The organism is Rhodococcus sp. WS1, assembly GCF_003797745.1.
In the GTDB taxonomy this organism is placed as follows: Bacteria; Actinomycetota; Actinomycetes; order Mycobacteriales; family Mycobacteriaceae; genus Rhodococcus_F; species Rhodococcus_F erythropolis.
On record NZ_RKLZ01000002.1, the window covers coordinates 547,954 to 572,820 of the forward strand.

21 protein-coding genes and 1 tRNA gene are annotated in these 24,867 nt (G+C 62.9%); 13 read left to right on the forward strand and 9 right to left on the reverse strand.

Translation table 11 applies throughout. The features are described from left to right. The first annotated feature begins 17 nt into the window (after positions 1 to 17). Positions 18 to 1,619 (forward strand): AAA family ATPase, encoded by a 1,602-nt coding sequence (locus tag EEB12_RS15040; RefSeq protein WP_181447562.1) that lies wholly within the window; start codon positions 18 to 20, stop codon positions 1,617 to 1,619. Positions 1,620 to 1,906: 287 nt separating this feature from the next. Here the strand turns inward: EEB12_RS15040 and EEB12_RS15045 are convergent, their stop codons facing one another. After that, entirely contained in the window at positions 1,907 to 2,803 is an 897-nt protein-coding gene (locus EEB12_RS15045; protein ID WP_141488039.1) for a hypothetical protein, read from the reverse strand. Between the two features lie 1,179 nt (positions 2,804 to 3,982). Between EEB12_RS15045 and EEB12_RS15050 the strand changes: the two genes are divergently transcribed. Continuing rightward, positions 3,983 to 4,324 (forward strand): hypothetical protein, encoded by a 342-nt coding sequence (locus EEB12_RS15050; protein WP_141488040.1) that lies wholly within the window; start codon positions 3,983 to 3,985, stop codon positions 4,322 to 4,324. 52 nt (positions 4,325 to 4,376) lie between these two features. On the opposite strand, the gene EEB12_RS15055 is transcribed toward EEB12_RS15050, so the two are convergent. After that, positions 4,377 to 4,462: transfer RNA gene (locus tag EEB12_RS15055), tRNA-Leu, on the reverse strand. A 254-nt stretch (positions 4,463 to 4,716) separates the two neighbouring features. On the opposite strand from EEB12_RS15055, the gene EEB12_RS15060 reads away from it, so the two are divergent. The 7 genes from EEB12_RS15060 (at position 4,717) to pknB (ending at position 14,405) form a co-directional block, all read left to right on the forward strand. Next, positions 4,717 to 6,135: a DUF3662 and FHA domain-containing protein gene (locus EEB12_RS15060; protein ID WP_020905627.1), complete on the forward strand. Its 1,419-nt coding sequence runs from the start codon at positions 4,717 to 4,719 to the stop codon at positions 6,133 to 6,135. A 186-nt stretch (positions 6,136 to 6,321) separates the two neighbouring features. After that, positions 6,322 to 6,786: an FHA domain-containing protein FhaB gene (locus EEB12_RS15065; protein WP_003943418.1), complete on the forward strand. Its 465-nt coding sequence runs from the start codon at positions 6,322 to 6,324 to the stop codon at positions 6,784 to 6,786. Further along, on the forward strand, positions 6,783 to 8,207 hold the full coding sequence (locus EEB12_RS15070; protein ID WP_141488041.1) for a PP2C family protein-serine/threonine phosphatase: 1,425 nt from the start codon (positions 6,783 to 6,785) through the stop codon (positions 8,205 to 8,207). The genes EEB12_RS15065 and EEB12_RS15070 overlap by 4 nt, the downstream gene beginning before the upstream one ends. Next, entirely contained in the window at positions 8,207 to 9,658 is a 1,452-nt protein-coding gene (locus EEB12_RS15075; RefSeq protein ID WP_141488042.1) for an FtsW/RodA/SpoVE family cell cycle protein, read from the forward strand. Before EEB12_RS15070 ends, EEB12_RS15075 begins: the two co-directional genes overlap by 1 nt. After that, positions 9,655 to 11,121 carry a peptidoglycan D,D-transpeptidase FtsI family protein gene (locus EEB12_RS15080; RefSeq protein ID WP_007735774.1) on the forward strand — a complete coding sequence of 489 codons (1,467 nt, stop codon included), beginning with the start codon at positions 9,655 to 9,657 and terminating at the stop codon, positions 11,119 to 11,121. The genes EEB12_RS15075 and EEB12_RS15080 overlap by 4 nt, the downstream gene beginning before the upstream one ends. 3 nt (positions 11,122 to 11,124) lie before the next feature. Further along, on the forward strand, positions 11,125 to 12,483 hold the full coding sequence (locus EEB12_RS15085) for a protein kinase domain-containing protein (RefSeq protein ID WP_020905625.1): 1,359 nt from the start codon (positions 11,125 to 11,127) through the stop codon (positions 12,481 to 12,483). Continuing rightward, the gene (pknB, locus tag EEB12_RS15090) at positions 12,480 to 14,405 is read left to right on the forward strand and encodes a Stk1 family PASTA domain-containing Ser/Thr kinase (protein ID WP_007729221.1); all 1,926 of its coding nucleotides are present in this window, start codon (positions 12,480 to 12,482) and stop codon (positions 14,403 to 14,405) included. The genes EEB12_RS15085 and pknB overlap by 4 nt, the downstream gene beginning before the upstream one ends. A gap of 57 nt (positions 14,406 to 14,462) precedes the next feature. Here pknB and EEB12_RS15095 read toward each other — a convergent pair whose 3' ends face one another. After that, entirely contained in the window at positions 14,463 to 15,128 is a 666-nt protein-coding gene (locus EEB12_RS15095; protein WP_003942537.1) for an aminodeoxychorismate/anthranilate synthase component II, read from the reverse strand. Positions 15,129 to 15,150: 22 nt separating this feature from the next. Then, entirely contained in the window at positions 15,151 to 15,864 is a 714-nt protein-coding gene (locus EEB12_RS15100; protein WP_020905624.1) for a DUF881 domain-containing protein, read from the reverse strand. 102 nt (positions 15,865 to 15,966) lie between these two features. Between EEB12_RS15100 and crgA the strand changes: the two genes are divergently transcribed. Both crgA and EEB12_RS15110 read left to right on the forward strand, forming a co-directional pair. Further along, the gene (gene crgA, locus EEB12_RS15105) at positions 15,967 to 16,230 is read left to right on the forward strand and encodes a cell division protein CrgA (RefSeq protein WP_019746229.1); all 264 of its coding nucleotides are present in this window, start codon (positions 15,967 to 15,969) and stop codon (positions 16,228 to 16,230) included. A gap of 107 nt (positions 16,231 to 16,337) precedes the next feature. After that, positions 16,338 to 16,829, forward strand: coding sequence for a PH domain-containing protein (locus EEB12_RS15110; RefSeq protein WP_020905623.1), 492 nt, complete (start codon positions 16,338 to 16,340; stop codon positions 16,827 to 16,829). A gap of 7 nt (positions 16,830 to 16,836) precedes the next feature. On the opposite strand, the gene EEB12_RS15115 is transcribed toward EEB12_RS15110, so the two are convergent. Together EEB12_RS15115 and EEB12_RS15120 are read right to left on the reverse strand one after the other, a co-directional pair. Further along, complete coding sequence (locus EEB12_RS15115) at positions 16,837 to 17,685, reverse strand: TauD/TfdA family dioxygenase (protein ID WP_141488043.1); 849 nt, start codon at positions 17,683 to 17,685, stop codon at positions 16,837 to 16,839. Positions 17,686 to 17,791: 106 nt separating this feature from the next. Beyond that, positions 17,792 to 19,159, reverse strand: a complete 1,368-nt coding sequence (locus tag EEB12_RS15120; protein WP_024487653.1) for an FAD-binding oxidoreductase — start codon at positions 19,157 to 19,159, stop codon at positions 17,792 to 17,794. A 113-nt stretch (positions 19,160 to 19,272) separates the two neighbouring features. Between EEB12_RS15120 and EEB12_RS15125 the strand changes: the two genes are divergently transcribed. Further along, positions 19,273 to 21,138: a helix-turn-helix domain-containing protein gene (locus tag EEB12_RS15125; protein ID WP_141488044.1), complete on the forward strand. Its 1,866-nt coding sequence runs from the start codon at positions 19,273 to 19,275 to the stop codon at positions 21,136 to 21,138. Here EEB12_RS15125 and EEB12_RS15130 read toward each other — a convergent pair. Next, positions 21,129 to 22,472: an MFS transporter gene (locus EEB12_RS15130; protein WP_003942551.1), complete on the reverse strand. Its 1,344-nt coding sequence runs from the start codon at positions 22,470 to 22,472 to the stop codon at positions 21,129 to 21,131. The two genes, EEB12_RS15125 and EEB12_RS15130, sit on opposite strands and share 10 nt — an antisense overlap. Before the next feature lie 304 nt (positions 22,473 to 22,776). On the opposite strand from EEB12_RS15130, the gene EEB12_RS15135 reads away from it, so the two are divergent. After that, positions 22,777 to 23,304 (forward strand): lipoprotein LpqH, encoded by a 528-nt coding sequence (locus tag EEB12_RS15135; protein ID WP_021332617.1) that lies wholly within the window; start codon positions 22,777 to 22,779, stop codon positions 23,302 to 23,304. Between the two features lie 31 nt (positions 23,305 to 23,335). Here EEB12_RS15135 and EEB12_RS15140 read toward each other — a convergent pair whose 3' ends face one another. Both EEB12_RS15140 and EEB12_RS15145 read right to left on the reverse strand, forming a co-directional pair. Continuing rightward, positions 23,336 to 24,280: a rhomboid family intramembrane serine protease gene (locus EEB12_RS15140; RefSeq protein ID WP_141488045.1), complete on the reverse strand. Its 945-nt coding sequence runs from the start codon at positions 24,278 to 24,280 to the stop codon at positions 23,336 to 23,338. 17 nt (positions 24,281 to 24,297) lie between these two features. Beyond that, on the reverse strand, positions 24,298 to 24,825 hold the full coding sequence (locus tag EEB12_RS15145) for a peptidylprolyl isomerase (protein ID WP_007729190.1): 528 nt from the start codon (positions 24,823 to 24,825) through the stop codon (positions 24,298 to 24,300). Between the last annotated feature and the right edge of the window lie 42 nt (positions 24,826 to 24,867).

The window sequence follows — 24,867 nt, forward strand, 5'->3', positions numbered from 1 at the left end:
TCTACAAAGGATGTCGAGTGCGAATCGAGTCGATTCATTTTCGTAACTTCCGCAGGTTTACAGACCTAACCGTTCAAGGACTACCCGAGGCGGCGCGCCTCATCGTGCTCGCCGGACCGAATGGTGTCGGAAAGTCGTCATTCTTTGATGGGATCCAGACGTGGTATCGCCTGCATGCATGGGGCACTGCTCACGGAAGTGATGTCTACAACGCGAAATCAGGTACCAACGAGACCTCAATCTGGTACGACAGGGTAACGGTGAATCTGCATGGAGGCCCCCGAGATCAATCACAGCTGCAGCAGTCTTCCGTCTACTTTAGAACCGCTTACAGGCACGAGGTCGAATTCGACGTTCAGCAAGTAACTCAGCAGCCGTCACCTACAGAAAATGGCGGGCACGCTCGCCGCGCAGTGGACGCAGATCAGTCCGTCTCTGAGAACTACCAACGTCTCCTCTGGCAGACGTTCTCCGCTATCTACGACAACAGCACGCCGGACTCTGCAACAAAGGGAGAGATTCAAGAGCGATTGACTGGACGTCTAAGGAATGCGCTACTCCGAGTGTTCCCTGACCTCACGCTGACGAGGGTTGGCGGACTGAGACCAGGCCATTCTTTCGAGTTCGCCAAGGGATCGTCGCGTGACTTTCCCTATGTGAACCTTTCCGCTGGCGAAAAGGCAGTCTTCGATCTTCTCCTCGATGCAGTGATCAAGGCTGAGTTCTACCGAGAGGCGATCTGGTGCATCGACGAGCCAGAAGTTCACATCGGGACCAGGGCACAAGGTCTACTTCTCAAGGAGTTGCTAGCCTTGATTCCCGCTCAATCGCAACTCTATCTGGCCTCTCACAGCCTCGGCTTGATGAGCGAGGCTGTGAAGATTGCGCAGAAGGCACCGGGCGAAGTGGTCTTTCTCGATTTTGGGCCTCACAATCTTGACGGACCTGCCGTCATGGAACCTGTCAAGCCGACCCGTGAATTCTGGAAGCGGACACTGGTTGTCGCACTGGACGACATGGCCTCTCTAGTGGCCCCTAACAAGTTAGTGCTGTGCGAAGGAAGCGCAGACGGATTCGATGCCAAGTGCTACCGCGCGATCTTCGCCAACGCGCATCCCGACACTGACTTTATATCTGTAGGCAACAGTCATGACACGCAGACAGACAAGATCGGACTCACCTCCGCCCTCCAGACCATCGCAGAAGGGACTGAGGTCATCCGTGTCCGCGACCGTGATCTCGCCAGTGACATCGAAGTCAAGGAATGGCAGTCACAGGGGGTACGGGTCTTGCGAAGGAGACACATTGAATCCTATCTTTACGACCAGGAGGTTCTCGACGCTCTGTGTGATGATTTAGGCCAGCCAGAGGCGAAACCATTCATAGCTGCGTCCAGGGCAACACGCCTGACCGAGACAGTAAATCGAAACAAGGATGCCGATGACATCAAGGCAGCCGCCGGACTGATCTATACAGATGTCCGCAAGAAACTTGGAATTCTGGGGGCCGGCACCACTGCAAGAGCATTCGCGGAACAATATCTCGCGCCCCGCCTACGACCAGGCTTGACTGTCTACTCCGAACTGCACGAGGACATTTTCGGATCAATCCACAGCTGACCCAAGCGTGCCGGATGGTTTCCCAAACTCGATGTGAATTTCAGGAGGCCGCCCGCTGCTTCTTTGTTCTACGGATCGGTTATGTGTTCAGTTCGGACTTGGCGGCACCGCCACCGACGCGGATAAAGCCGGGGCCCGACGAGTGCTTACCGTGGATGAGCACGACGGAACAAAGAGCAAGCGGCGTTCCGCCAGGAACTCAAGCGCGCGTCGCTTGCTGTGCACTTCTCGACCCGCTAAGTCGAGCGTTGACCTCGAGCGTTGACGACCTCCGGCTGACTCGCTTCTTATGGTGATGGTTCACATCCGGGTGTTCTCAATCGATCACACGAAGCATTCTCGGCATCTGCAAGGTATTCGCGGTACAGGGCCGATGCCGTCGGGTTGGATACGCCGAACTCTTTGGCGATAGCCGTGAATGTCTCACCCGCGGTGCGCATCTCATACGCACGTTGCCGACGCGCGATCCGTTCGTCGAACTTGTCCTGCTTTGCTTGGTCTCGCCGCTTCCGCCGGAAGACTTTCTCCCGGTTAGCTTCCTGACGTATCGCATGCACGATCGGGAATGGAACCGCATGGCGTTCACCATTCCAGCAGCAATCGGGCATCAGATGGGCGTTGCTGCGAAGCTCATAGTAAACGTCGGAATTGATGTGTGACCCGTAAGTATCGAGCAGGACTGTGCGGCTGATTTCGGAAAGATTCGCCCACAATGCGTCGAAACCGTTGTCGTAGTCCGCGTCCGCGGCAACCGACTCCCACCCCTCCCATTGCGGCAAGTCCAGGATGACCGAGGGCCGTCCGCTTGGTCTATCGCCGTCGCGGCCGACAACACCGTGGGCGAGGGCATGGCGTCCAATTACAATGAGCGCCAGGATGACCGGGTGCCAGTAGGCGGCAAAGGTAGGGCCTAGGTAGCCGACGGAAGAATCACGAAAGTCGACGGCGACAGCCGTTGGGTCGAAGGGATTTGCGGGTTCGGGGACGAGTTCTACGAGAACGCTGTGCCCATCTCGGCAACTGCACAAAGTCGTACTGAGCGCACTCGTGGTTTGCGCGCGATGCCAGAGTTGGCCACGCTCAAGAATATAGGGATATTCGCCGCGAACGTAGTCGGCATCGATGCGGTTGTATGCGCTGACTCTGTCGGCATATTCGGTGAAGCTATAACTGTACGAGTCCATGTGCTGTGTTCTCCTGACGTAACGGCGACAATCGGACGGCGACGAGGCAGCTGCTGCACGGCTTCATACCCACTCGGAGATCACGCGCCGCGCGCTCGACGCACTCGGCGAAGTCGAGATGCGGCGACATGACAGTCACCCGCGGGGCGCAGCCACTGCGGCTCTCGATCTGAGAATCTGAGATTCGAAATCCGAGGTCATGTAATGGATGCGAGTGATCGGATCTCGCTTCATTACCCCGATCCAGTGCAGTTCCTCGAGGTGCCGATGAACTCCTCCACGGTTTCCCCCGGCTCATCTATCTGCTTCGCCGGCACCAACTTCCCCGGCGGAGCAGAATCTTTGGAGACGCAGGCTGGGTGTGCCAGTAGGACTGCGAGCGACTCCTCGCAAGTAAACGATCTGGTCGAGATGCTAGCTGTATATTTTGATGGCATTCATAGTGGCAATTTTCGAACTACTACCCCATCATTCGGCAAACTCTGGCGAAAGATAATTCGGTGACGACAACGGATCTCTCGTTCCTATCCTCATCGGAATTCTCTCGATATTCTCTATTTAGCCTCCATTTTCACATTATTGTTCACGCTATATCAAGTAAAAGATTGGCAATCGAAGGTTCCAACAAAAGCGAACCGAGAAATAAGCGCCCGAAGACAACAAATCAGGCGAAAGCAATTTCAGGATTTGGGTTGTCCTTCGTTGTTGTCACCGGATACTACTATAAGTAGAGATTATCGTAGTATTCGCGCGGTATTTTTCGGTGGGGCGCTCGCGACCGGCCACAGTCGGTCGGCCCCTCCCGTTAAGGTTCGGGAAAGGCACCTCTCGCAAGTGGACAACAGATCGGAGCGCGCGATGACGAGAACATTGTGGCCGGCGCCAGGCCTGACGTAGCCGCGCCGAGCGTGGTACCCAGAGCCAACGAGTCGTTCAATCAGCCTGCCGCGATGGATGATTCGGAGATCACCGGTCGATACCGGGCCTTCGTTCACGCGAAAAATCGCGCGCAGTCCTCGGTCGACTTGAGAATCGACTCAGATCCGTTGGCCAAGCAATCGGTGTCGAACCACCCCGACATGGGGTGAATGTCCGTTATCTTCCTCGATAGTGGTTGCAATCTCCTGGCTGCTTGGCATCCCATGCACGGATGCTGTCACCACGAAAGGGAGCACATCTGTGAATGGACTCGAACCGCCTACTCGTTTGTCCCGGACCACCGCCGCCCTCGGGGTCGGCGCGCTCGCTGCCGCGATCACCTTCGGCAGCGCAGTTGGTACTGCATCAGCCGATGGCCCGGTCGCCGACTTCGGCAGTATCTCTTTCGCGGTGACCAACGGTCCCGACAACACCATCTACGACATCAACGCCATCATCAATCTCCCACCCGGCACACTGCCGCCAGGGATGATGAACCCTCACATCACTGCGCCCGCCGCGGCCCCTCAAACAGTCAACGACTCGTTTGCAGGCACCGCATTGGACTTCGTTCTGAGATTCATTCAGGCTGCGACCAGTTAGCCGACAACAAAAACGAGGCCACCAACTCTTATGAGTTCGTGGCCTCGTCTTGTGGTGGGCGAAGGGGGACTTGAACCCCCACGTCCCGAAGGACACTGGCACCTGAAGCCAGCGCGTCTGCCATTCCGCCACTCGCCCGAGCAACGCCGAAACATTATCACGACAAACTTTGAAAGTTCTATTCGTGCAGTTCAGGGCACGAATCGATGAACACCGAGCACCCGAAAGCCCAGAACCGATACCATGCTGAAACAGCGGCCAGGTACTGCCGAAGCGACATTTGACAGTACCGTGGAACCTGTACAGCAGTTTGGACGACACGCGACAAGGCGGTGCCGGCGCTACTTGCCGAGCATTTTGCCGTCGTAGATGCGAGGCGAGAGGAGGGCCCGATGGGCATCGTGCAGCGTTTCGAACGAAAGCTCCAAGGAGCTGTCGGCGACGCATTCGCGCGGGTCTTCGGTGGTGGTGTTGTGCCGCAGGAAGTAGAGGCGGCGCTCCAGCAGGAGGCACGTGACCGCGTCGAGCACCTCGGCGGCGGAATCCTTCTCGCCCCCAACAACTACGTGATCACCATCAACAACTCCGATCACGAAGAGTTGGCCGCCGATCGCGAACTGACGACAAAAGCTTTCAGCCGACACCTGCAGGATTTCATCCGCGATCAGGGTTGGCAGACGTACGGCGACATCTCGGTCACTTTCGAGCCTTCGCCTACGCTCCACACCGGTCAGTTCCGCACCCGCGGAACCGTCGACCCGGATGGTGACGCCGAGCAGGCATCACCGCCGTCGCATGTTCCGCAGGTTTCGTCGCGGCCTCCACAACGGCCGCCTCAGCGACCCGCACCGATTGTTCCCCCTGTTTCCAATCCAGTCCCGTCACAACCAGGAGCCGGCCCCATGACGCAGAACTCAGGCTACGAACCAAGCCGCGAACCGGCGGGTCGCCAGCCCGAACCGCAGCAGCCGGCACGGAACGGGTACTCCCACGACGACGGCGGTTACGCCGCTCCGCAGGGCCAGGAAGCGCCGTACCAGAACGGTTACGACCGCGGTGACGGTTACCGCACGGGCGACGACCAGCAGGGCTACAACCAGCAGCAGGGTGGCTACGACCAGCAGGCGTACCCGAACCAGCAGCAGCCGTACGAGCAGGCTGGTTACGACCAGCAGGGCTATGACCAGCAGGGCGGCGGTTACGACCAGCAGGGTTACCAGCAGCAGCCGTACGACCAGCAGGGCTACGGCCAGCAGGCGTACCAGGGTGGGTACGACCAGCAGGGTTACCAGCAGGGCGGCTACGACCAGCAGGGTTACCAGCAGCCGTACAACGGCCAGTCCTACGATCAGCCGGGCTACGACCAGCAGAGCTACCAGCAGGGCGGCTACGACCAGCAGGCGTACACACAGCAGCCGTACGAGCAGGCCGGCTACGAGCAGGGCGGCAACTTCGAGCAGACGCAGGCCTACCCGCAGCAGGGCTACGCCCAGCCGCAGGGCGGTTACGCACCGACGGCCCAGAGCCTGACGGCAACCCTGCAGCTCGAGGACGGCAGCGGACGCCACTTCCAGCTTCGCGACGGCAGCAATGTCATCGGCCGCGGCCAGGAAGCCCAGTTCCGCCTCCCGGACACGGGCGTCTCACGTCGCCACATCGACATCCGTTGGGACGGCCGCACCGCGATGCTGTCCGATTTGGGATCCACGAACGGCACCACCGTCAACGGAGCACCGGTCCAGGACTGGCAGCTGGCAGACGGCGACATCATTCGAGCAGGTCACTCGGAGATTCTGGTTCGCATTCTCTGAGCTGAGAAACGGACGCCAGGATTTTTCCGATAACAATCGAACATTCGGCGGTCCGTCGGCGCGCCGCCGTCACGCGGCTGTCAGTATCGTGATCTTCGGGGCCCAGAGCCCCCTATGATGCTGCCAGTCGACAATGCTCGAACCCCGCTGCGGCGGGGCTCGAGCCATAGAAGGAGGTGGACAGCCGTGCAGGGCCTGATTCTGCAACTCACACGGGCGGGCTTCCTGCTCCTACTGTGGCTGTTCGTCTGGGCAGTCCTCCGCACTCTCCGTTCCGACATCTATGCCGGCTCCGGGGTCAGGGTTCCGCCGCGGTACACCCGCGCCGGAAAGGTCCTGCCCTCGCTGGGCAAGGCGAAGGTGCCTCGGTACCTGGTGGTCACGCAGGGCGCCCTCGCCGGTACCCGCATCACGCTGGGCTCACAGCCGGTGATGATCGGCCGCGCCGACGATTCGACGCTCGTTCTCACCGACGATTACGCGTCGACGCGCCATGCGAGGCTCTCGCAGCGCGGAGCTGATTGGTACGTCGAGGATCTCGGTTCGACCAACGGCACCTATCTGGACCGCGCCAAGGTCACCACTGCGGTGCGCGTGCCTCTGGGCACCCCGGTTCGCGTCGGCAAGACGGTAATCGAGCTACGCCCGTGACCCTTGTTCTCCGCTACGCGGCGCGCAGCGACCGCGGTCTCGTGCGCTCCAACAACGAAGATTCCGTGTACGCCGGTGCACGCCTGTTGGCTTTGGCCGACGGTATGGGCGGACACGCGGCCGGTGAGGTCGCGTCGCAGTTGATGATTGCCGCTCTGGCGCATCTCGACGACGACGAGCCCGGCGAGGATCTGCTCGGCAAGCTCGAGGCAGCCACCCGCGAGGGCAACGATTCCATCGCCGATCACGTCGAGGAAGAACCCGAACTCGACGGCATGGGCACCACGCTCACCGCGATCCTCTTCTCCGGCAGCAAGCTCGGCCTCGTGCACATCGGCGACTCGCGCGCCTACCTGCTGCGCGACGACCACCTGACACAGATCACCCGCGACGACACGTTCGTTCAGTCACTGGTTGACGAGGGCAGGATCACCGCCGAACAGGCACACACGCACCCGCAGCGATCCCTGATCATGCGGGCGTTGACCGGCAACGAGATCGAGCCGACGCTCACCGTGCGCGAAGCCCGCGCCGGCGATCGTTACCTGCTCTGCTCCGACGGCCTCTCCGACGTGGTCAGCGACGAGACCATCGAGAACACGATGCGCGAGGGCTCGCAGGAGCAGTGCGCCGATCGTCTCATCGAATTGGCGCTGCGCAGCGGCGGTCCCGACAACGTCACCGTCGTCGTCGCCGATGTCATCGACCTCGACTACGGCCAGTCTCATCCCATCGTCGCGGGTGCCGCGTCGACGGAAGAGGAAGAGGACTCCCCTCCCCCCAACACCGCTGCCGGCCGCGCCGCTGCCATGCGTCCGCCGCGCGCGACGCCCAAGCGAGTTGTCTCCCAACCCGAACCGGAACCGAAGAAGAAGCGGAACCGGTTGTGGTGGGTGGTCCTCGCCGTGGTGCTGATCGCGCTGGTCGGCGTCGGCGCCGTGATCGGCCGCGCCGTCATCCGCAACAACTACTACGTCGGCGAAGACAACGGCCGCGTGACGGTGCTGCGCGGAATCCCCGGTTCGGTGCTCGGTTACTCGCTGCAAGACGCGGATCTGGTGGGTTGCGTCGGCGACGACGACGTCCTCACCCTCGTCTCCCCCGACGCGATTCCCAGCAACTGCAACATCCTCGAGGTCACCGATCTGCAGCCGTCGGCGCAGGAGCAGGTGCGCGCCGGGCTGCCGTCCGGCAAGCGTGAAGATGCGCAGAGCCAGATGATCCGTCTCATCGGCGGCGATCTGCTTCCTCGTTGTGAGCCGGTTCCGACGACGACGGCCGCGCCCACTCCCCCGCCGGCACCGGAGACCACTCCGCCCCCCGCACCGCCCGCTGAGCCGGCCACGCCGACGACGGCAGCACCCACGACTACGCCTACGCCGACCGACATTCCCGGTCAGACTTGCAGGACGGTCAACTGATGTCGTCCAACGCAGCTGCGGGGACGGCTTTTCCGAGTCCGCCCGGAGGTTTTGCCCCGGCGCCGGTCCAGTCGACCCGCCGAAACGTGGAGCTGCTGCTCCTGGGCTTTGCCGTCATCATCACGACGGTCTCGCTTCTGCTCGTCGAGGCGAGCCAGGAACAGAAGATCACGCTGGACCTCGCCAAGTACGCGCTCGCGTACACGGGCTTGTTCCTGATCGCGCACTTGGCAATTCGGCGGTATGCGCCGTACGCCGATCCGCTGCTGCTGCCGATCGTCGCCCTGCTCAACGGCCTCGGGTTGGTGCTCATCCACCGACTCGACCTCGCCGACGAACAGACAGCGCTCTACAACGGCCTCGAGGCACCGTCACCGGATGCGAACCAGCAGGTCATGTGGACTGCACTGGCGATCACCGGTTTCGTGTTGCTGCTCGTGTTCTTGAAGGACTACCGCCTGATGGCGCGGTTCAGCTACACGCTTGGCCTCGCGGGCCTGGTGTTCCTGGCGATTCCCGCGATCCTGCCGGCGAAGTTCTCGAGCGTGAACGGCGCAAAAATCTGGATTCGCCTGCCCGGATTCAGCATTCAGCCAGGTGAGTTCGCGAAGATCCTGCTCATCATCTTCTTCGCGTCCGTGCTCGTCGCCAAGCGCGACCTGTTCACCTCGGCCGGTAAACACTTCCTGGGCATGGACTTTCCGCGTGCCCGCGACCTGGGCCCGATCCTGCTCGCCTGGATCGTCTCGGTGGGTGTGCTCGTCTTCGAAACCGACCTCGGTACGTCGTTGCTGCTCTTCAGCACCGTGCTGGTGATGCTCTACATCGCGACCGAGCGTGTGGGCTGGCTGGTGATCGGCGGCGGACTGCTCGCCATCGGATTCTTCTTCGCCTACAAGATGTTCGGCCACGTCCGCGTGCGCGTCGACACCTGGCTGGATCCGCTCGGCGACTACGCCAACACCGGTTATCAGATCTCGCAATCGCTGTTCGGCCTCGCCACCGGTGGTATCGCCGGAACAGGTCTGGGCAGCGGCCGCCCCAACCAGGTGCCGTTCGCGAAGACGGACTTCATCATCGCGACCATCGGCGAAGAGCTCGGCCTGATCGGCCTGGCCGCTGTGCTGATGCTGTTCCTGCTTCTCATCGTGCGCGGCCTGCGTACGGCGTTGGCAGTGCGCGACAGCTTCGGCAAACTGCTCGCCGCCGGTCTGTCGTTCACCATTGCGATCCAGATCTTCGTCGTCGTCGGCGGCGTCACCAAGCTGATCCCGCTGACGGGTCTGACAACACCGTTCATGTCGTACGGCGGCTCGTCGCTGCTCGCGAATTATCTACTGCTGGCCATCCTCGTCCGGATCTCGGACGCGGCTCGTGCGCCGGTAGTGACGAAGAAGAAAGGTCCGCCCCCAATCGCTGACGCCAATACCGAGATGATGCCGCGCGTATGAACACTCCACTGCGCCGCGTCGCGATGGCCGTCATGGTGATGGTCGTCGCGCTCCTCGCCAACGCCACGTACGTACAGGTCATCAAGGCTGACGACCTGCGAGCCGACCCGCGCAACTCGCGGGTGCTGCTCGACGAGTACTCACGCCAGCGAGGTCAGATCTCGGCTTCCGGTCAGGTGCTTGCCGCCTCCCGCGCCACCGACGACCGGTACAAGTACCTGCGCGAGTATCCGAATCCGTACCCGTACGCACCGGTCACGGGCTTCTACTCGATGCAGTACGGCAGCGCCGGCCTCGAGCGCACCGAGGACCCGATTCTCAACGGCTCGGACAACCGGTTGTTCAGTCAGCGCTTCTTCGACCTGGTGTCCGGACGCGATCCGCGCGGCGGCAACGTCGTCACGACGCTCAATCCGGCCATGCAGCAGGTGGCGTACGACCAGCTGACCAGCAAGGGTTACACCGGTTCCGTCGTCGCGATCGAGCCGAGCACCGGACGCATCCTGACGATGGTCAGCACGCCGAGCTACGACCCGAACCTGCTTGCCAGCCACGACGGCGCCGAAACCACGAAGGCGTGGGACGAGCTCAACGCCGATCCCAACGATCCGTTGGTCAACCGCGCGATCTCGCAGACTTACCCGCCCGGCTCGACGTTCAAGGTGCTCACCACGGCCGCAGCTCTTGGCAACGGTGCGACGCCGGACGACCAGCTGACCGCGGCTCCGCAGATCACGCTGCCCGGCACCAGCACGACCCTCGAGAACTACAACGGCAGCACCTGCGGCCCCAACCCGACGGCGTCGTTGCGCGACGCGTTTGCGCGCTCGTGCAACACGGCTTTCGTCGAACTGGGCATCAAGGACGGCGCGGACGCCATCAAGGACGAGGCCAGCGCTTTCGGCATCGGGCCCAACACTCCGGCGATCCCGCTGCCGGTTGCTGACAGCACGGTCGGCGACATCTCCGACGACGCGGCTCTCGGCCAGACCAGCATCGGCCAGCGCGACGTCGCGGTGACCCCGCTCGAGAATGCAGTGATCGCCGCGACCGTCGCCAACGGCGGTGTGCGGATGCAGCCCAACCTGATCTCCCAGTTGCAGGCACCGGATCTGACCGATCTCAGTACGCCGTCACCGGTGTCGATGGGTCAGGCCATCTCGCCGGCAGTGGCCGCAACGCTGACTGATCTGATGATCGGCTCGGAGAACTTCACAGGCGGCGACGGCAAGATCCCCGGGGTTCAGATCGCGTCCAAGACCGGTACCGCCGAGCACGGCGTGAACCCGCGGGAAACTCCGCCGCACGCCTGGTACATCGCTTTTGCACCGGCGCAGAATCCGACGGTCGCCGTGGCCGTCATCGTCGAGAACGGTGGTGACCGCGGACTTGCCGCTACCGGTGGCTCGGTTGCTGCGCCGATCGGTCGTGCAGTCATCGCAGCCGGAATCCAAGGGGGCTGAACCGTGGCGTTGAACAACGGCGCTTTGATCGCCGATCGTTACCGATTGATCCGTCTCATCGCCACCGGTGGGATGGGTCAGGTGTGGGAAGCCACGGACTCCCGGCTCAACCGTCGCGTCGCCGTCAAGGTACTCAAGTCCGAGTTCTCTTCCGATCCGGAGTTCTTGGAGCGCTTCCGCTTCGAGGCCCGCACCACCGCGCAGCTCAACCATCCCGGTATCGCCGGAATCTACGACTACGGCGAGACCCGCGACAGCTCGGGCGATTCCACGGCGTACCTGGTCATGGAACTCGTCAACGGTGAACCGCTCAACGCCGTCCTGGCACGCGTCGGCCGCCTGGCGGTTCCGCATGCCCTCGACATGCTCGAGCAGACCGGCCGCGCCCTGCAGGTCGCACACGACGCCGGTGTCGTGCACCGCGACGTGAAGCCGGGCAACATCCTCATCACGCCGACGGGCCAGGTGAAGATCACGGACTTCGGCATCGCCAAGGCCGTCGAGAATTCTCCTGTCACGCGTACGGGAATGGTGATGGGTACCGCCCAGTACATCGCGCCCGAGCAGGCTCTCGGTCAGGACGCGACCGCGGCGAGTGACGTGTACTCGTTGGGAATCGTCGGATACGAAGCACTTTCGGGTCGACGCCCGTTCACCGGTGACGGCGCGCTGACCGTCGCGATGAAGCACGTGCAGGAAACCCCGGCGCCGATGCCGGCCGACCTGCCGGCGAACATCCGCGAGCTCATCGACATCACGTTGACCAAGGATCCGGCCGGCCGCTACGCCAGTGGCGGTGAGTTCGCCGACGCCGTTGCAGCCGTTCGGGCGGGGAGGCGTCCACCGCCGCCCGGTCTGCTCGCCACCGGTGCCGCGAGCGCGTTGCCGGCTACGGGTGCCACGCAGGTCATGCCGCCGACGTACGCGGGCCCGGTGACGGGCGCAGCTGTAGCGGACGACGCGGCAGCCGGCGGAATGACCAGTGGGCAGAAGGCCGTGGCATGGGCCGGCGGCGGATTGATCTTGTTGGCGTTGATCATCGGCGGAGTCTGGATCGCGACCGACGGTCCGAGCGACCCGACGCCGCCCGTCGTCACGTCCACGACGTTGCCGACCACCACGACGACCAAGCCCACCACGACGACGACTCGGCCGACGACGACGACCACCGAGCCGACAACAACGACGACTCGGCCGACGACAACCACGACCGAGCCGACAACCACCACAACAACGCCGACCACGACAACAACAACTCCGACGACCACAACCACCACCACGACGACAACGACGACCACAACGACCACTGAGCCGTTGGCGGATCCCGGAGACGCTGAAGAACCGCTAGGACAAGACCAATGACGACACCCCGCAATCTCTCCTCCCGCTACGAGCTGGGTGAGATTCTCGGCTTCGGCGGAATGTCCGAGGTTCACCTGGCGCGCGACCTCCGACTCAGCCGCGACGTCGCGATCAAGGTGCTGCGTGCAGACCTCGCGCGCGATCCCACGTTCTACTTGCGGTTCCGTCGTGAGGCGCAGAACGCTGCCGCGCTGAACCATCCGGCGATCGTGGCCGTCTACGACACCGGTGAAGCCGAGACCGACGCCGGGCCGCTGCCGTACATCGTCATGGAGTACGTCGACGGCGACACGTTGCGTGACATCGTGCGCAGCACCGGGCCGATGGCTCCGCGCAAGGCGATGGAAGTGATCGCGGACGTCTGTGCCGCTTTGGACTTCAGCCACCGCAACGGCATCGTGCACCGCGACGTCAAGCCCGCCAACATCATGATCAACCGTGCCGGCGCCGTGAAGGTGATGGACTTCGGTATCGCCCGTGCCATTTCCGACGCGTCGAGCCCGATGACGCAGACGGCCGCCGTGATCGGCACCGCTCAGTACCTCTCGCCGGAGCAGGCGCGAGGTGAGCAGGTGGACGCGCGTTCGGACGTGTACTCGCTCGGTTGTGTGCTGTTCGAGATTCTGACGGGCGAGCCGCCCTTCAAGGGTGATTCACCGGTCGCCGTGGCGTACCAGCATGTTCGTGAAGATCCGCAGACGCCGTCGGAGATCAATCCCGACATTCCACGCGAGCTGGATTCGATCATTCTCAAGGCAATGAGCAAGAACCCGGCCAACCGCTACCAGAGCGCCGGCGACATGCGCAGCGACTTGGTGCGTGTCCTGGGCGGTCAGCGTCCGAGTGCGCCGATGGTGATGAACGACGAGGACCGCACCACCATCCTCGGCGCCGTCGGCTCCGACACCGGGAACTACCGCACTGCTCCCGATCCGGTCGAGCCGGTTGCTGCGAGGACAACTCGCGCCGCCGAGCCGCCTGCCAAGAAGAAGGGCGGACGCTACGCCCTGATGGGCATCGCGGCGCTTCTGGTGATCGGTCTGGTGACGTTCTTTCTCATTCGGGTGAACTCGCCGAAGGTCGAGATGGTGACCGTTCCGGGTGACCTGACCAACCAGCCCGCCGACGTCGCCGAGGCGACGCTGACCAACGCCGGATTCCAGGTGGAGCGTCAGCAGAAGACGGACAAGGTGATCGCCGCCGGAAACGTCATCACGACGCGTCCGGTTGCCGGGGTGCGTATCGAGAAGGGCAGCACCGTCACCATCGACGTGTCCACCGGCCCCGAGCAGGTCGCGATCCCGCGCCTGACTGGCCTGAGCCAGGACGACGCCGAGAAGAAGCTCAACTCCGTCGGACTCCGACTTGATCCGACCATCGGCAAGGCGGCATCGACCGTCGCCGAGGTCGACAAGATCGTCAATCAGGACCCGGCCGTCGGAGTGTCGGTTGTTCTCGATTCCGCGGTCTCGATCACCGTCGGCACCGGACCGGAGCAGGTTCGTGTCCCGGATGTCACCGGTCAGCGTGAAGAGGTGGCGAGGCCCAACATCGAAGGTGCCGGGTTCGTCGTCCAGATCACGGAGATCGATTCGGGTCTGCCGAAGGGACAGGTTGTTTCGACCGACCCGACCGGTGGCACGTCGGCCACCAAGGGTTCGACCGTGACGCTACGAGTGTCCAACGGCAACCAGGTCGCGATGCCTGATCTGACCAACAAGACGGTGTCGGAGGCGTTGAGCACGCTTCGCGCAGCCGGCTGGGCGGGAACTGCATCGCAGCTGGTGCAGAACCAGAGCACGACGCTCACCCCGGAAATGGTGGGCAAGATCGTCTCGCAGACGCAGCCTCCGGGCTCGGAGATCTCCAAGGACGCAGTCATCACCGTCAGCGTCGGAGCGCTCGGAATCCCCGGCCGCTAGCAAAGTGAAAAAGTGCCTCCCGGAGATTTCCGGGAGGCACTTTTTTGTGGACAGGTGTCAGAGAATTGCGGGCAATGCGCCGCCGAGCGCCGACGCGACCTCGGCCTCGAGGGCTGCGACGAGCCCTTCCGGCGGCGCCTCACCGCAGACTGCGAGCCAGTTCGCGAGCATCCGGTGTCCACCCTGGGTGAGTACGGACTCGGGGTGGAACTGGACGCCGTGAATCGGCAGTTCGCGGTGGCGCATCGCCATCACGACGCCGCTCTCGGTGTGGGCGGTCACCTCGAGTTCCTCGGGAATGGTGTCCTCGAGAACCGTCAGCGAGTGGTAGCGGGTAGCGGTGAACGGATCGGGCAGTCCGGCCAGGACGCCGACGTCCTTGTGGTGAACCAGACTCGTCTTGCCGTGAAGCAGTTCGGGCGCGCGGTCGACGGTTCCGCCGAAAGCCGCACCGATCGCCTGATGTCCGAGGCAGACGCCAAGCAGCGGGGTCTTGGTGTCGGCGCAGACCTTCACCAGATCCATCGTCGCTCCCGCGCGCTGCGGAGTTCCGGGGCCCGGACTCAGGAGAATGCCGTCGAACTGCGCTACTGCACCCTCGAGGTCTGCCGTCAGTTGTGGATCGTCGTTGCGCCAGACCACGGCTTCGGTTCCGAGCTGGCCGAGGTACTGCACCAGGTTGAACACAAAGCTGTCGTAGTTGTCGACGACGAGAATCCTCATGAGAGCAGGGTAAACGCCCGTGCTATCCGCCGGTATAGGCGGGGACCGTGATCTGCGACGGTGTCGCCTGCGTGTACCCGAGGCCGAAGCGGGTCGCGTACTGCTTGTAGATCCGAATGCCCGGTTCGGCAGCGAGTGCCGCCTCGAGGCGCGCAACATCGCCGATCGCGCTCATCACGTACGGCGGGCTGTAGGTACGGCCGTGAAGAAGGAGGGTGTTTCCGATGCACCGCGGCGCCGACGTACTGATGATCCGTTGGTCCTGCATGCCCACCGCTTCGGCCCCGCCGGCCCACAGTGCGTTCAGCACGCTCTGGACGTCCTGCTGATGCACGACGAGGTCGTCCGGGGTGGCGTCGACCGGATACTTGCCTTCGGCGTTGCGCGGGGCGTCCGTCATGGTGACCACGACGCCGGGGCCGGTCATCTCCGTCAGTCCCGCGTCGGCGGAGATGTTCTTGATGTCACCGAGAGCGGCGGCCACGCCGGCGTCGGACCGAGCGGCGTCTTCCTGCAGCGAATCGAGCTGAGCGGCAAGTTCGTCCCGGTCGGCCGAAACCTTTTCGGCATTGGCCTGGGCACTGCGGACCAGATCGGAGAGCCTGGTGCTTTCGGTGACCTGAAGCTGGTTTTCCTCGGCGGATCTCTGCGCCGTGGCAACCATCAGACCGGCTACCAGGCAGACGGCAAGTACACCGATGTGCCAGACGGTTCGTGAAGATTCACCCGAAGACACGTGGCTCCTCCCGGATTGTGCAGGTCGGCCGGTGACCAACTGGACACAGCTACGTTAGCGTGTAGGTAACACATGCAGGTCACACCGTAGAGCGAGGACGCCATGCCCAAGTCGAAGGTCCGTAAGAAGAACGACTACACAGTCAACCCAGCAAACCGCACTCCGGTGAAGGTGAAGATGGGTCCGTCGAGCACGTTGTACGTCTCGGTGATGCTCGGATTCATGCTTCTCGGCCTGGCGTGGCTGATTGTGTACTACTTGGCCGCGGATTCGATCACGTGGATGAACGACTTGGGAAACTATAACTTCCTCGTCGGCTTCGGCTTCATGGTTGTGGGCCTTGTGATGACCATGAGATGGCGCTGACCAGCGATTATCTGATTCGACTCGGATCGTGACCGTCTTTCAATTACATGGGTGTCATTCATCCCCATTGTGGATAACTCCTGTGGACAACCTAGGAAGTTATCCACATGCTCGAGGATGAATTTCATCCACAGCCTCGTGACAACGCCACAGAGGTCGTCTCGTGGGCCACTCCGATGGGTGTTGTCTACGCGATGTTCGGCGGCGGAATTGCCCTCGCGATCGCCTCGATAATCGCGCCCACGGAGCCGGCCGGACGCTTCCTGCTCGCCCTCGCGGTGATCGGGCTGTTCGTGATGGGCGGCCTCGCCCTGCGTCAGCGCCCCCGCCTGGCGGTGATCGACAACGCAGGAACCAAGTCGATCGCGGTGCAGCGATTGCGCGCCCGCCACACGTTCACCCGCGAACAGATCGACCGCGTGCGTCTCGTCCGCTACCCGCGTCTGGGTCGACGCGTGCCGATGCTCGAGATCGACATCGTCGACCGGCCCACCGACACGGAGAAGCTGTTGATCTTCGGACGCTGGGATCTCGGTACGACGCCGGAGGACGTCCTGGACGTGCTTACCGTCCACGGTTTGGTGCCGCCCGAGAAGTAGGCGCGGGTTACATGGCCAGTGCCGCGAGGTCCGGCTGCACGATGTCGAGTGCCTGCTGCGGCACCGCGACGGCGTCGCTCGACCATCCCCAGATCGAGTACAGCTCACGGCCGGGGTCGGTGTACCCGTCGCGGCCGTGAAGCACCCGGTAGTTGTCGATGCAGATCATCTCGCCGGCTTCGGCACGGAACATCGGCCCGCTGTCTCGCACGTGAATCACGGCCTCACTCCACTGCTTCACCAGCGGCCACTGCGCTTCTTCCGATTCACCGGCGATCGGCGCGAGGTACGGGTGGTACCGAACCTGGTTGCGTCCACTCGGCACCGTCCGGGCGATCGGCGCAAATGTGCTCTGCGGGAAGTTCGGTTCCGAATGGTCGATGTCTGTGCTCCAACAGAATTCGGCCAGCTCCGCTGTTGCGGGATCGAAGGCGAGCAATCGCGTCAGTTTGACCGCGTCGATGAGAAACGAGTCGCCGCCACTCGGGTACGCCGGGCGCTTGCACCACAGAAACAGGTAATCGGGAGCGTAATCGCCGAAAGCAAAACCATCGTTGTGGGCGGTCATCCGCTCGCCGGAGATACCGAACGAGCGCTTGCGCCCGCGTTCGTCCACCGGTTGGGTGTCGACGACAGCGGCTTCGGCATCCTGACTTTTGGCGCTCGCCTCGAACTGGCGGCCGACGCGAATGCACTTCTCACCGAGCAACTTCGACGCGAACGCAATGGCATCTTCCTCGGTGTGCAGCCCACCGAAGACCGCGGCGCCGTCCAGTGCGATTGCCGCCCGGACGGCCTCGACCGTCTCCACGCGCCGCGGAACAACACTTGCCAGCGTCAAATCGGAAGAGAACATTCATCACTCCATACGTCGAGTTCGCCAAACGGTTCAACTCGAGCGTAGGAACTCGTCATTTCGACGGCGTAACTCCGGAAACCGATTCGGTTACGGAGCCAGCCTTTCAAATCACCTTGCCCGGGTTCATGATTCCGTGAGGGTCGAGTGCGCCCTTGATTGCATGATGCATCGCGACGACGGCCGGTGACAGTTCCTGTGCCAGGCCACCCATCTTCAGTAGGCCGACGCCGTGTTCACCGGTGACGGTTCCGCCCAACTCGAGGGCATTGTCGATGATCTCGGCAAAAGCCGCCTGAGCACGCCTCCGCGCCGCTTCGTCGTCGTGTGGCGTGATCAGCAGCGGATGCAGGTTGCCGTCACCCGCGTGCGCGATGTTCGCGATGTGAGTGTCGTGCCGGGCCGAGATGGCCTCGATCCGTGCCAGCATCTCCGGGACCGCTGCCTTGGGGACGCAGATGTCCTCGGTGAGCACCGGGCCGAGCCGCTCGAGGGCGGGGTATGCCAGACGCCGGGCGGAGAACAGAGCGTCAGCCTCCTCCTGGTCGGTGGATCTGGCGCTCCAGGTTGCCCCGGAACGGTTGAAACAGGCCAACATTCGCTCGGCTTCGGCGTCGCCGATCTCACCCGGTGTGTCGATGCGGCCGAGCAGAACCACCTCGGCGTCGGCCGAGAGGCCCATGTTCTTCCAGGCGTCGACGGCAAGCAGGCACTGTCGATCGATCAGCTCGAGGGCCGACGGCGTGAGCCCGTCTGCCGCGACGGCTTCGACTGCCTTGCCCGCAGCAACGATGGAGTCGAAGTATCCGACGATGGTGCGCTCGGGATCGCGCTGAGGACGTAGCTTGACGGTTACCTCGGTGATCACCCCGAGAGTGCCTTCGGAGCCGACCATGAGCGCGGAGAGATCAAACCCAGCCACTCCCTTGGCAGTTCGACGCCCGAGCCGAACCAGCTCACCGGTTCCGGTAACCACCTGCATGCCCAGCACGTAGTCCTTGGTGACGCCGTACTTGACGCAACACAGGCCCCCGGCATTGGTCGCGACGTTGCCGCCGATCGTCGACCAGGGTGCGCTCGCCGGATCGGGCGGATACCAGAGGCCGTGCTCGGCGCACGCGTCGCGGAGGTGATCGTTGACTACCCCGGGTTCGACCACGGCCAAACGCTCGAGGGTGTTGATCTCCTTGATCGCGTTCATCGCGTCGAAGGCGATCACGACGCCGCCGGCGACTGCGTTGGCTCCACCCGACAGACCGGTGCCTGCGCCGCGCGTGACGACGGGCGCACCGTGGGCGATGCACGCCTGCACAACTGTCTGTACCTGCTCGGCTGTGCGCGGACGGACCACGGCGACGGGCATCTCGTAGGGAGCCCACTCGGCGTCGTCGTGGATGTAGCTCGCCATGATGTCGGGGTCGGTGATCAGTCGATCCGCATCGATCTGCGAGCCGAGCGCCTCGAGGAGTGTCATGCCTCCACGATAGTGACGGCGGCTACACCACCCCATGTAGATTTACTCCGAGAAACCGGAAACAGTATGGACATTCTCTCCATACTCATCGTTGGCCTGACAAGGGAGTGCGGATGCACGAGAACTGGCTACAGCTTCTCCTGGCCGAGGCATCCACTGAGGAACTGATCGAACATCGCGATCAGTTGGCCGCAGGCTCAGGCCCCGAGGCCGCTGCGGAAATCGAGCGAGAAGCCCGATCGGCGCTTCAACTGCGTAGTCTCCTGGCTCAGCGCCGACAACGTGCCACCGAGCTGGGCGCACTCAACGACATCGCGTCGCTGCTGACCACGATGCACGATCATCACGCCCTTCTGCAGGAGATCGTAGATCAGGCCAAACGGCTACTCGGGGTAGACCTTTCGTACCTTGCACTGATCCACGACGACATCTTGATCATCGAAGTCACGAGCGGGGCGTACACCTCGCAACTGCTCGGCCTGACGGTTCCGTTCCGTGAAGGCCTCATCGGTCGCGTGGTCGAGAACTCCTCTCCTGCTTGGTCTCCCGACTACCGCAACGATCCCTCGTTTGCACATATCGGACCCGCCGACGACGCAGCGCGAGCCGAGAACATGCGCGGCCTGTTGGCCGTGCCGCTGACATTGAACGGCAAGATCCTGGGTGCCCTGTGCGCGTGCAAGCGTCAGGAGCGTCGATTCGGCAACGAGGAAGTTGCGTTGCTGTCCGCCCTCGCAGCTCATGCCTCGGTAGCCATCGAGAATGCCCGCTCTCTCGAACGCTATCGCGCGACGGTTGCAGAAGTGAATGCAGCGAACACCGAACTTGCCGAGCGCACAGCACTTCTCGAACAGACCCTGACCTGGGACCGATCGCTCACACAAGTTGTCCTGCGCGGCGGCGGTGTTCGCGAACTCGTGGAAGAAACCTCCGCGTCGACGGGTTCACCGGTGTTCTTCGTGACCGGAACGTCGGAGATCCCACCGGGACTGCAACGGGTGAGCGAGAGCGTGAATCGGGTCTTCGACATCTTTGCCGCTGACCGACGCGAGCAGGAGGTGACGCTGATCGTCGGTGAGCAGTTCCTGTTCGCCACCGAAGTACGCAGTGCCGGTGACCAACTCGGAGTCCTGTTCCTGCTCTCGCGCCAGGAACCCACCGCCGCCATGAGATTGGCACTCGAAAGGTCAGCCCCGGCCATTGCGCTTGCGCTGGTGGGCGAACGGGCGGCCAGGGAAGCTACCCGTCGGGCACGCGATGCATTTCTGGTCGATCTGATCACCAGGCCTGCGCCGACGCCGGCCGAAGTCACCGGTCAGTTCCGCCTGGCTGGACTAAACCCCGACCGCTCGTACACCGTCGTGGTGGCCCGCCCGGCCGACGCCGTAGACCGTACACGTCGCAGTATCGAGGAAATTGCATTTCCCTCGGGAACTGTTGTTGCCGAGCATGGTTCACGGGTCATCGCTTTGATTCCGGGAATGTCACCGTCAGAAGTTGCGGCGGCGTGGGTGCAGCCGGCGGAGAACCCGACAGTGGGAATCGCCGATCCCGCGGTGGGAGCGGAAGGTCTGGCGCGAGCCTATGTCGAGGCACAGCACACCGTCGACGTCCTCGAGACGCTCGGGCGGGCTTCCCACGTGGAACCGGCAAGTTCCCTCGGCATTTACCGAATTCTCCTCAGCCGCACCGGACGCGAAGAACTCGAATCGCTGACGCAGCGGTCCCTCGGTCCTCTCCTCGATGAGGAGCAACGACGCGGCGTTCCACTTCTGGACACCCTCGCGTCGTACCTGTCGCACAATTGCAAACATTCTGCGACCGCCACCGCGCTCGCGATTCACGCCAACACTCTGTACCAACGCCTCGAATCGATCGACCGATTGATCGGTACGCAGTGGCGTCAGCCGGACCAGGCGCTCGATCTTGCGCTCCTGATCCGGCTGCGTGCCAGTGCGGGGAAACTCGGTCAGATCTGAGCGGGCTTGCTCGATCGCTTGGCCAGTGCCACCACAAGAATTGCGGCACAGAGCATCACGGCGCCTACCACCCACAGGCCTGCCTTGGCATTTCCGGTCACATCGGTGAGCCAGCCGGTGATGTACGGAGCACCGAAGCCCGACGCATTGCCGATCGAGTTGATCATGGCGATACCCGCGGCCGCGCTGGCACCCGTCAGGAACGTGGTGGGCAGGTACCAGAAGACGGGGAGCGCACAGAGCACGCCGACGGCGGTGAGCGAGACCGCAATCATGACGGTGAACGGTGAATCCAGGTACAGCGCAATCGGAATGGATACCGCACCCAGGAGCGTCGGGGCAGCAACGTGCCACATCCGTTCACCGGTCTTGTCGGAATGGCGGCTCCACAGCACCATCGCGACAGCGCCGATCGCGTAGGGGACGGCCACGATCAGGCCTGTCTCGACGAGCGAGAAATCGGTGTTGAACGTCTGCTTGAATCCCGCGACGATGCTGGGTAGGAAGAAGCTCAAAGCGTAAAGGCCGTAGGTGATTCCGAAGTAGACCAGACCGAAACCGATGACGCGGGGATCGCGCAGGGTCTTGCCGGCAGACTGGTGACCGGCGTCGCCGAGTTCTTTCTCCTCGTCGGCCATGGACTTCATCAGCCAGGTGCGCTCCTCGAGGGTCAACCACTTCGCGTCGGCGGGACGGTCGGTGAGGTAGAACCAGACGACAAACGCCAAGATCACGGCGGGCAGACCCTCGATCAGGTACATCACGCGCCAGCCGGCCAACCCGAACAAGCCGTCGCCGTACTGGATGATGGCAGCCGAGAGCGGGGCACCGAGCGCCGACGAGAGCGGAAGCGTCAGCAGGAACAAGCCCATCAGGCGTACGCGGTACTTCTTCGGGAACCAGAAGGTCAGGTAGAGAAGAACTCCGGGGAAGAAGCCGGCCTCGGCGATTCCCAGCAGAATGCGCAGGAAATAGAGGCTGCCCACGTTGGGCACGAATGCCAGCGCAGCGGCGAGGATTCCCCAGGTGAGCATGATCCGCGCGATCCACAGCCGGGCGCCGAAGCGGTGCAGGGCCAGGTTGCTCGGCACCTCGAACAGCAGATAGCCGACGAAGAAGAGACCGGATGCGAGCCCGAACATCGTCTCGGTCATCCCGAGGTCGGCGCTCATGGTGAGCTTCGCGAAGGCGATGTTCGTACGATCCAGATAGTTCACGAAATAGAGCAGGATCAGGAAGGGAATCAGCCGGCGCGCTACCTTCTTCACCACGCGAGATTCGATCTCGCTCGGCGCAACCCCACCGTCAGTGGTGGTGCTATCGGTGGAGGTCATGGCAGGGGTACTCCTCGGAAAAGGTCAGCGTTGCTATCTACGAAGTGACTCAAGCCACAGTAGAAGTACCGATGTCCTCAACCTATGTGGACAATCTCTACAGAAGCCGTCCCTGCATGTGCGTTTACTCCCAACGATCCGGCGAATGACCCGCAGCAGCCTGACGAACGTCCCTGAACAGTCGAAGGCGACAAACCCGCCTGAGCTGGGGGTTTAGCGCTATGAGCACCGAGTCACTGGCTAGTGTTATCGGCGAAATAGCCAGAGCAAGTGCGGACGCACCGCGTGACTTGAAGGACAGAACATGACGAAGATGGTTCGGACCACGATGACCCGCCGGTCCTCCACCGCAGTCGCTGCCACCATCGCGGCGGTCGCACTATTCGCCTCCGCCTGCGGCAGCGACTCCGACAAGACCGACTCCGACAAGAGCGCTGCCGGCGCCTCGTCCGCTACATCCTCGGCCACCGTCGGCGGGAAGACGCTCGACGCCAAATTCGAGACGAAGTGCGCAAAGGACGGCGGCACGACAGTTATGACACTGCTCGACGCGGAAAATGCCACCTACGGCATGTTGACCGTCTCAGCCATCATCGATGAATCCGGCACGGTTCAGACTGCTGGAATCGCCGGAAGCGAGGGTGGATCGAACGGTCTGCCGTACACCGCCGGATTCGCGCCGGGACTGCCTGGCGGATCTGCCAGTGCCAAGCAGGACGGCAATACCTTCGTGGTGACGGGCGAGGGAATCGGCGCCCGGGACAAGGGCAACCCGATGGAGACGTCGAGCTTCGAGATCACGTTCGCCTGCGAGTCCATCATCGGCGGCTGATCCATAGAACGGCTGGGCCCTAGGATTCTTGCTAGCTGATTCCCAGCTGTTCGCGCAGTTGGACGACGCGGAGCACGATGACTCCCAACGTCACCACAGTGACGGCACCAAAAGCGATCCAGCCGATCCGCACTGCTTTCACGCGGTTCTCACCGGCGCCCAACCATTGTGGGGCGTACAGGAAGGCAGCGGCCGTTGCGGCACCTGCCACCAGACCTCCCGCGTGACCCCAGAACGAGATCCCGGGCAGCGAAATGCTGATGATCACATTGATCGCGATCACCGAGATGATCGGGACCGGGCTTCGACGCAAACGCAGTAGAAGGACGGCCTGTGCGCCCATGATGCCGAAGATTGCACCCGACGCTCCAGCGGTCCAGGACAGGGCCGTGAGCGAGGAGAACACCGGCTGGAACGCCATCACCGAGGCGGAACCGCCGAGGAGCGAAACCAGGTAGATGCCGACGTACCGGGAGCGGCCCATCACGATTTCGGTGTCGCGCCCCAGGATGTAGAGGGCGTACATGTTGACCGCGAGGTGCAAGATGCCGAAGTGCAAGAACCCGGAGCCGATGAGCCGGAACCAGTCACCGCTGGCGACCAGACCCGGATTGAGTGCCCAGTTCGCGAAGATCGACGAGCCGACCTGATTGTTCATGATGCTTCGCGACTGCGCGAAGGTGGCGAGGAACGCCAGGACGTTGAGCCCCATCAAGGTGTACGTCACGACCGGGACCGCACGGGCGGGGCTCACGGTGTTTCCGGCGACGCCCCGAACGGGGCGGACATCGCGTTGGCCGGCAGCTACACAGTCAACACATTGGTATCCCACCGCCGCCTCGCGGAGGCAGTCCGGGCACGCCGGACGTCCACAACGATTACAGGAAAGTGCGGTAGGTCGATCTGGATGGCGGACGCACCGCGGTTGGGGCGGGATGCCCTCACTCGCACCGCCGCCCCAACCGGGGTTCGTCATCTGCTTGTTTTACCTGTTCAGGAGATGGTGATGCTGTTGATCACGACGGGCTCGACCGGACGATCGCCACGATCGACGGCGGTGGAGGAGATAGCGTCGACAACCTTCTTGGAATCGTCGTCGAGAACCTCACCGAAGATGGTGTGGCGACGGTTCAGGTGCGGCGTCGGGCCGGTGGTGATGAAGAACTGCGAGCCGTTGGTTCCCGGGCCTGCGTTGGCCATGGCCAGCAGGTAGGAGCGGTCGAACTGCAGTTCCGGGTGGAACTCGTCACCGAACTTGTAGCCCGGGCCGCCGGTGCCGGTTCCGGTGGGGTCGCCACCCTGGATCATGAAGCCGTCGATGACGCGGTGGAAGATGGCACCGTCGTAGAACGGGCCGGTCTTGGTGCCGGCGGCGTTTGCGGTGGTGTACTCCTTCGAGCCGTCGGCGAGGCCGACGAAGTTCTCGACGGTCTTCGGCGCATGGTTGCCGAACAGAGCGATCTTGATGTCGCCGCGGTTCGTGTGCAGCGTTGCGGTTGCGGTCTGATGAGTTGAAGTCACACCACCATCGTGCCATTGCCGGCGTTCTCGCGGATGCCGCCC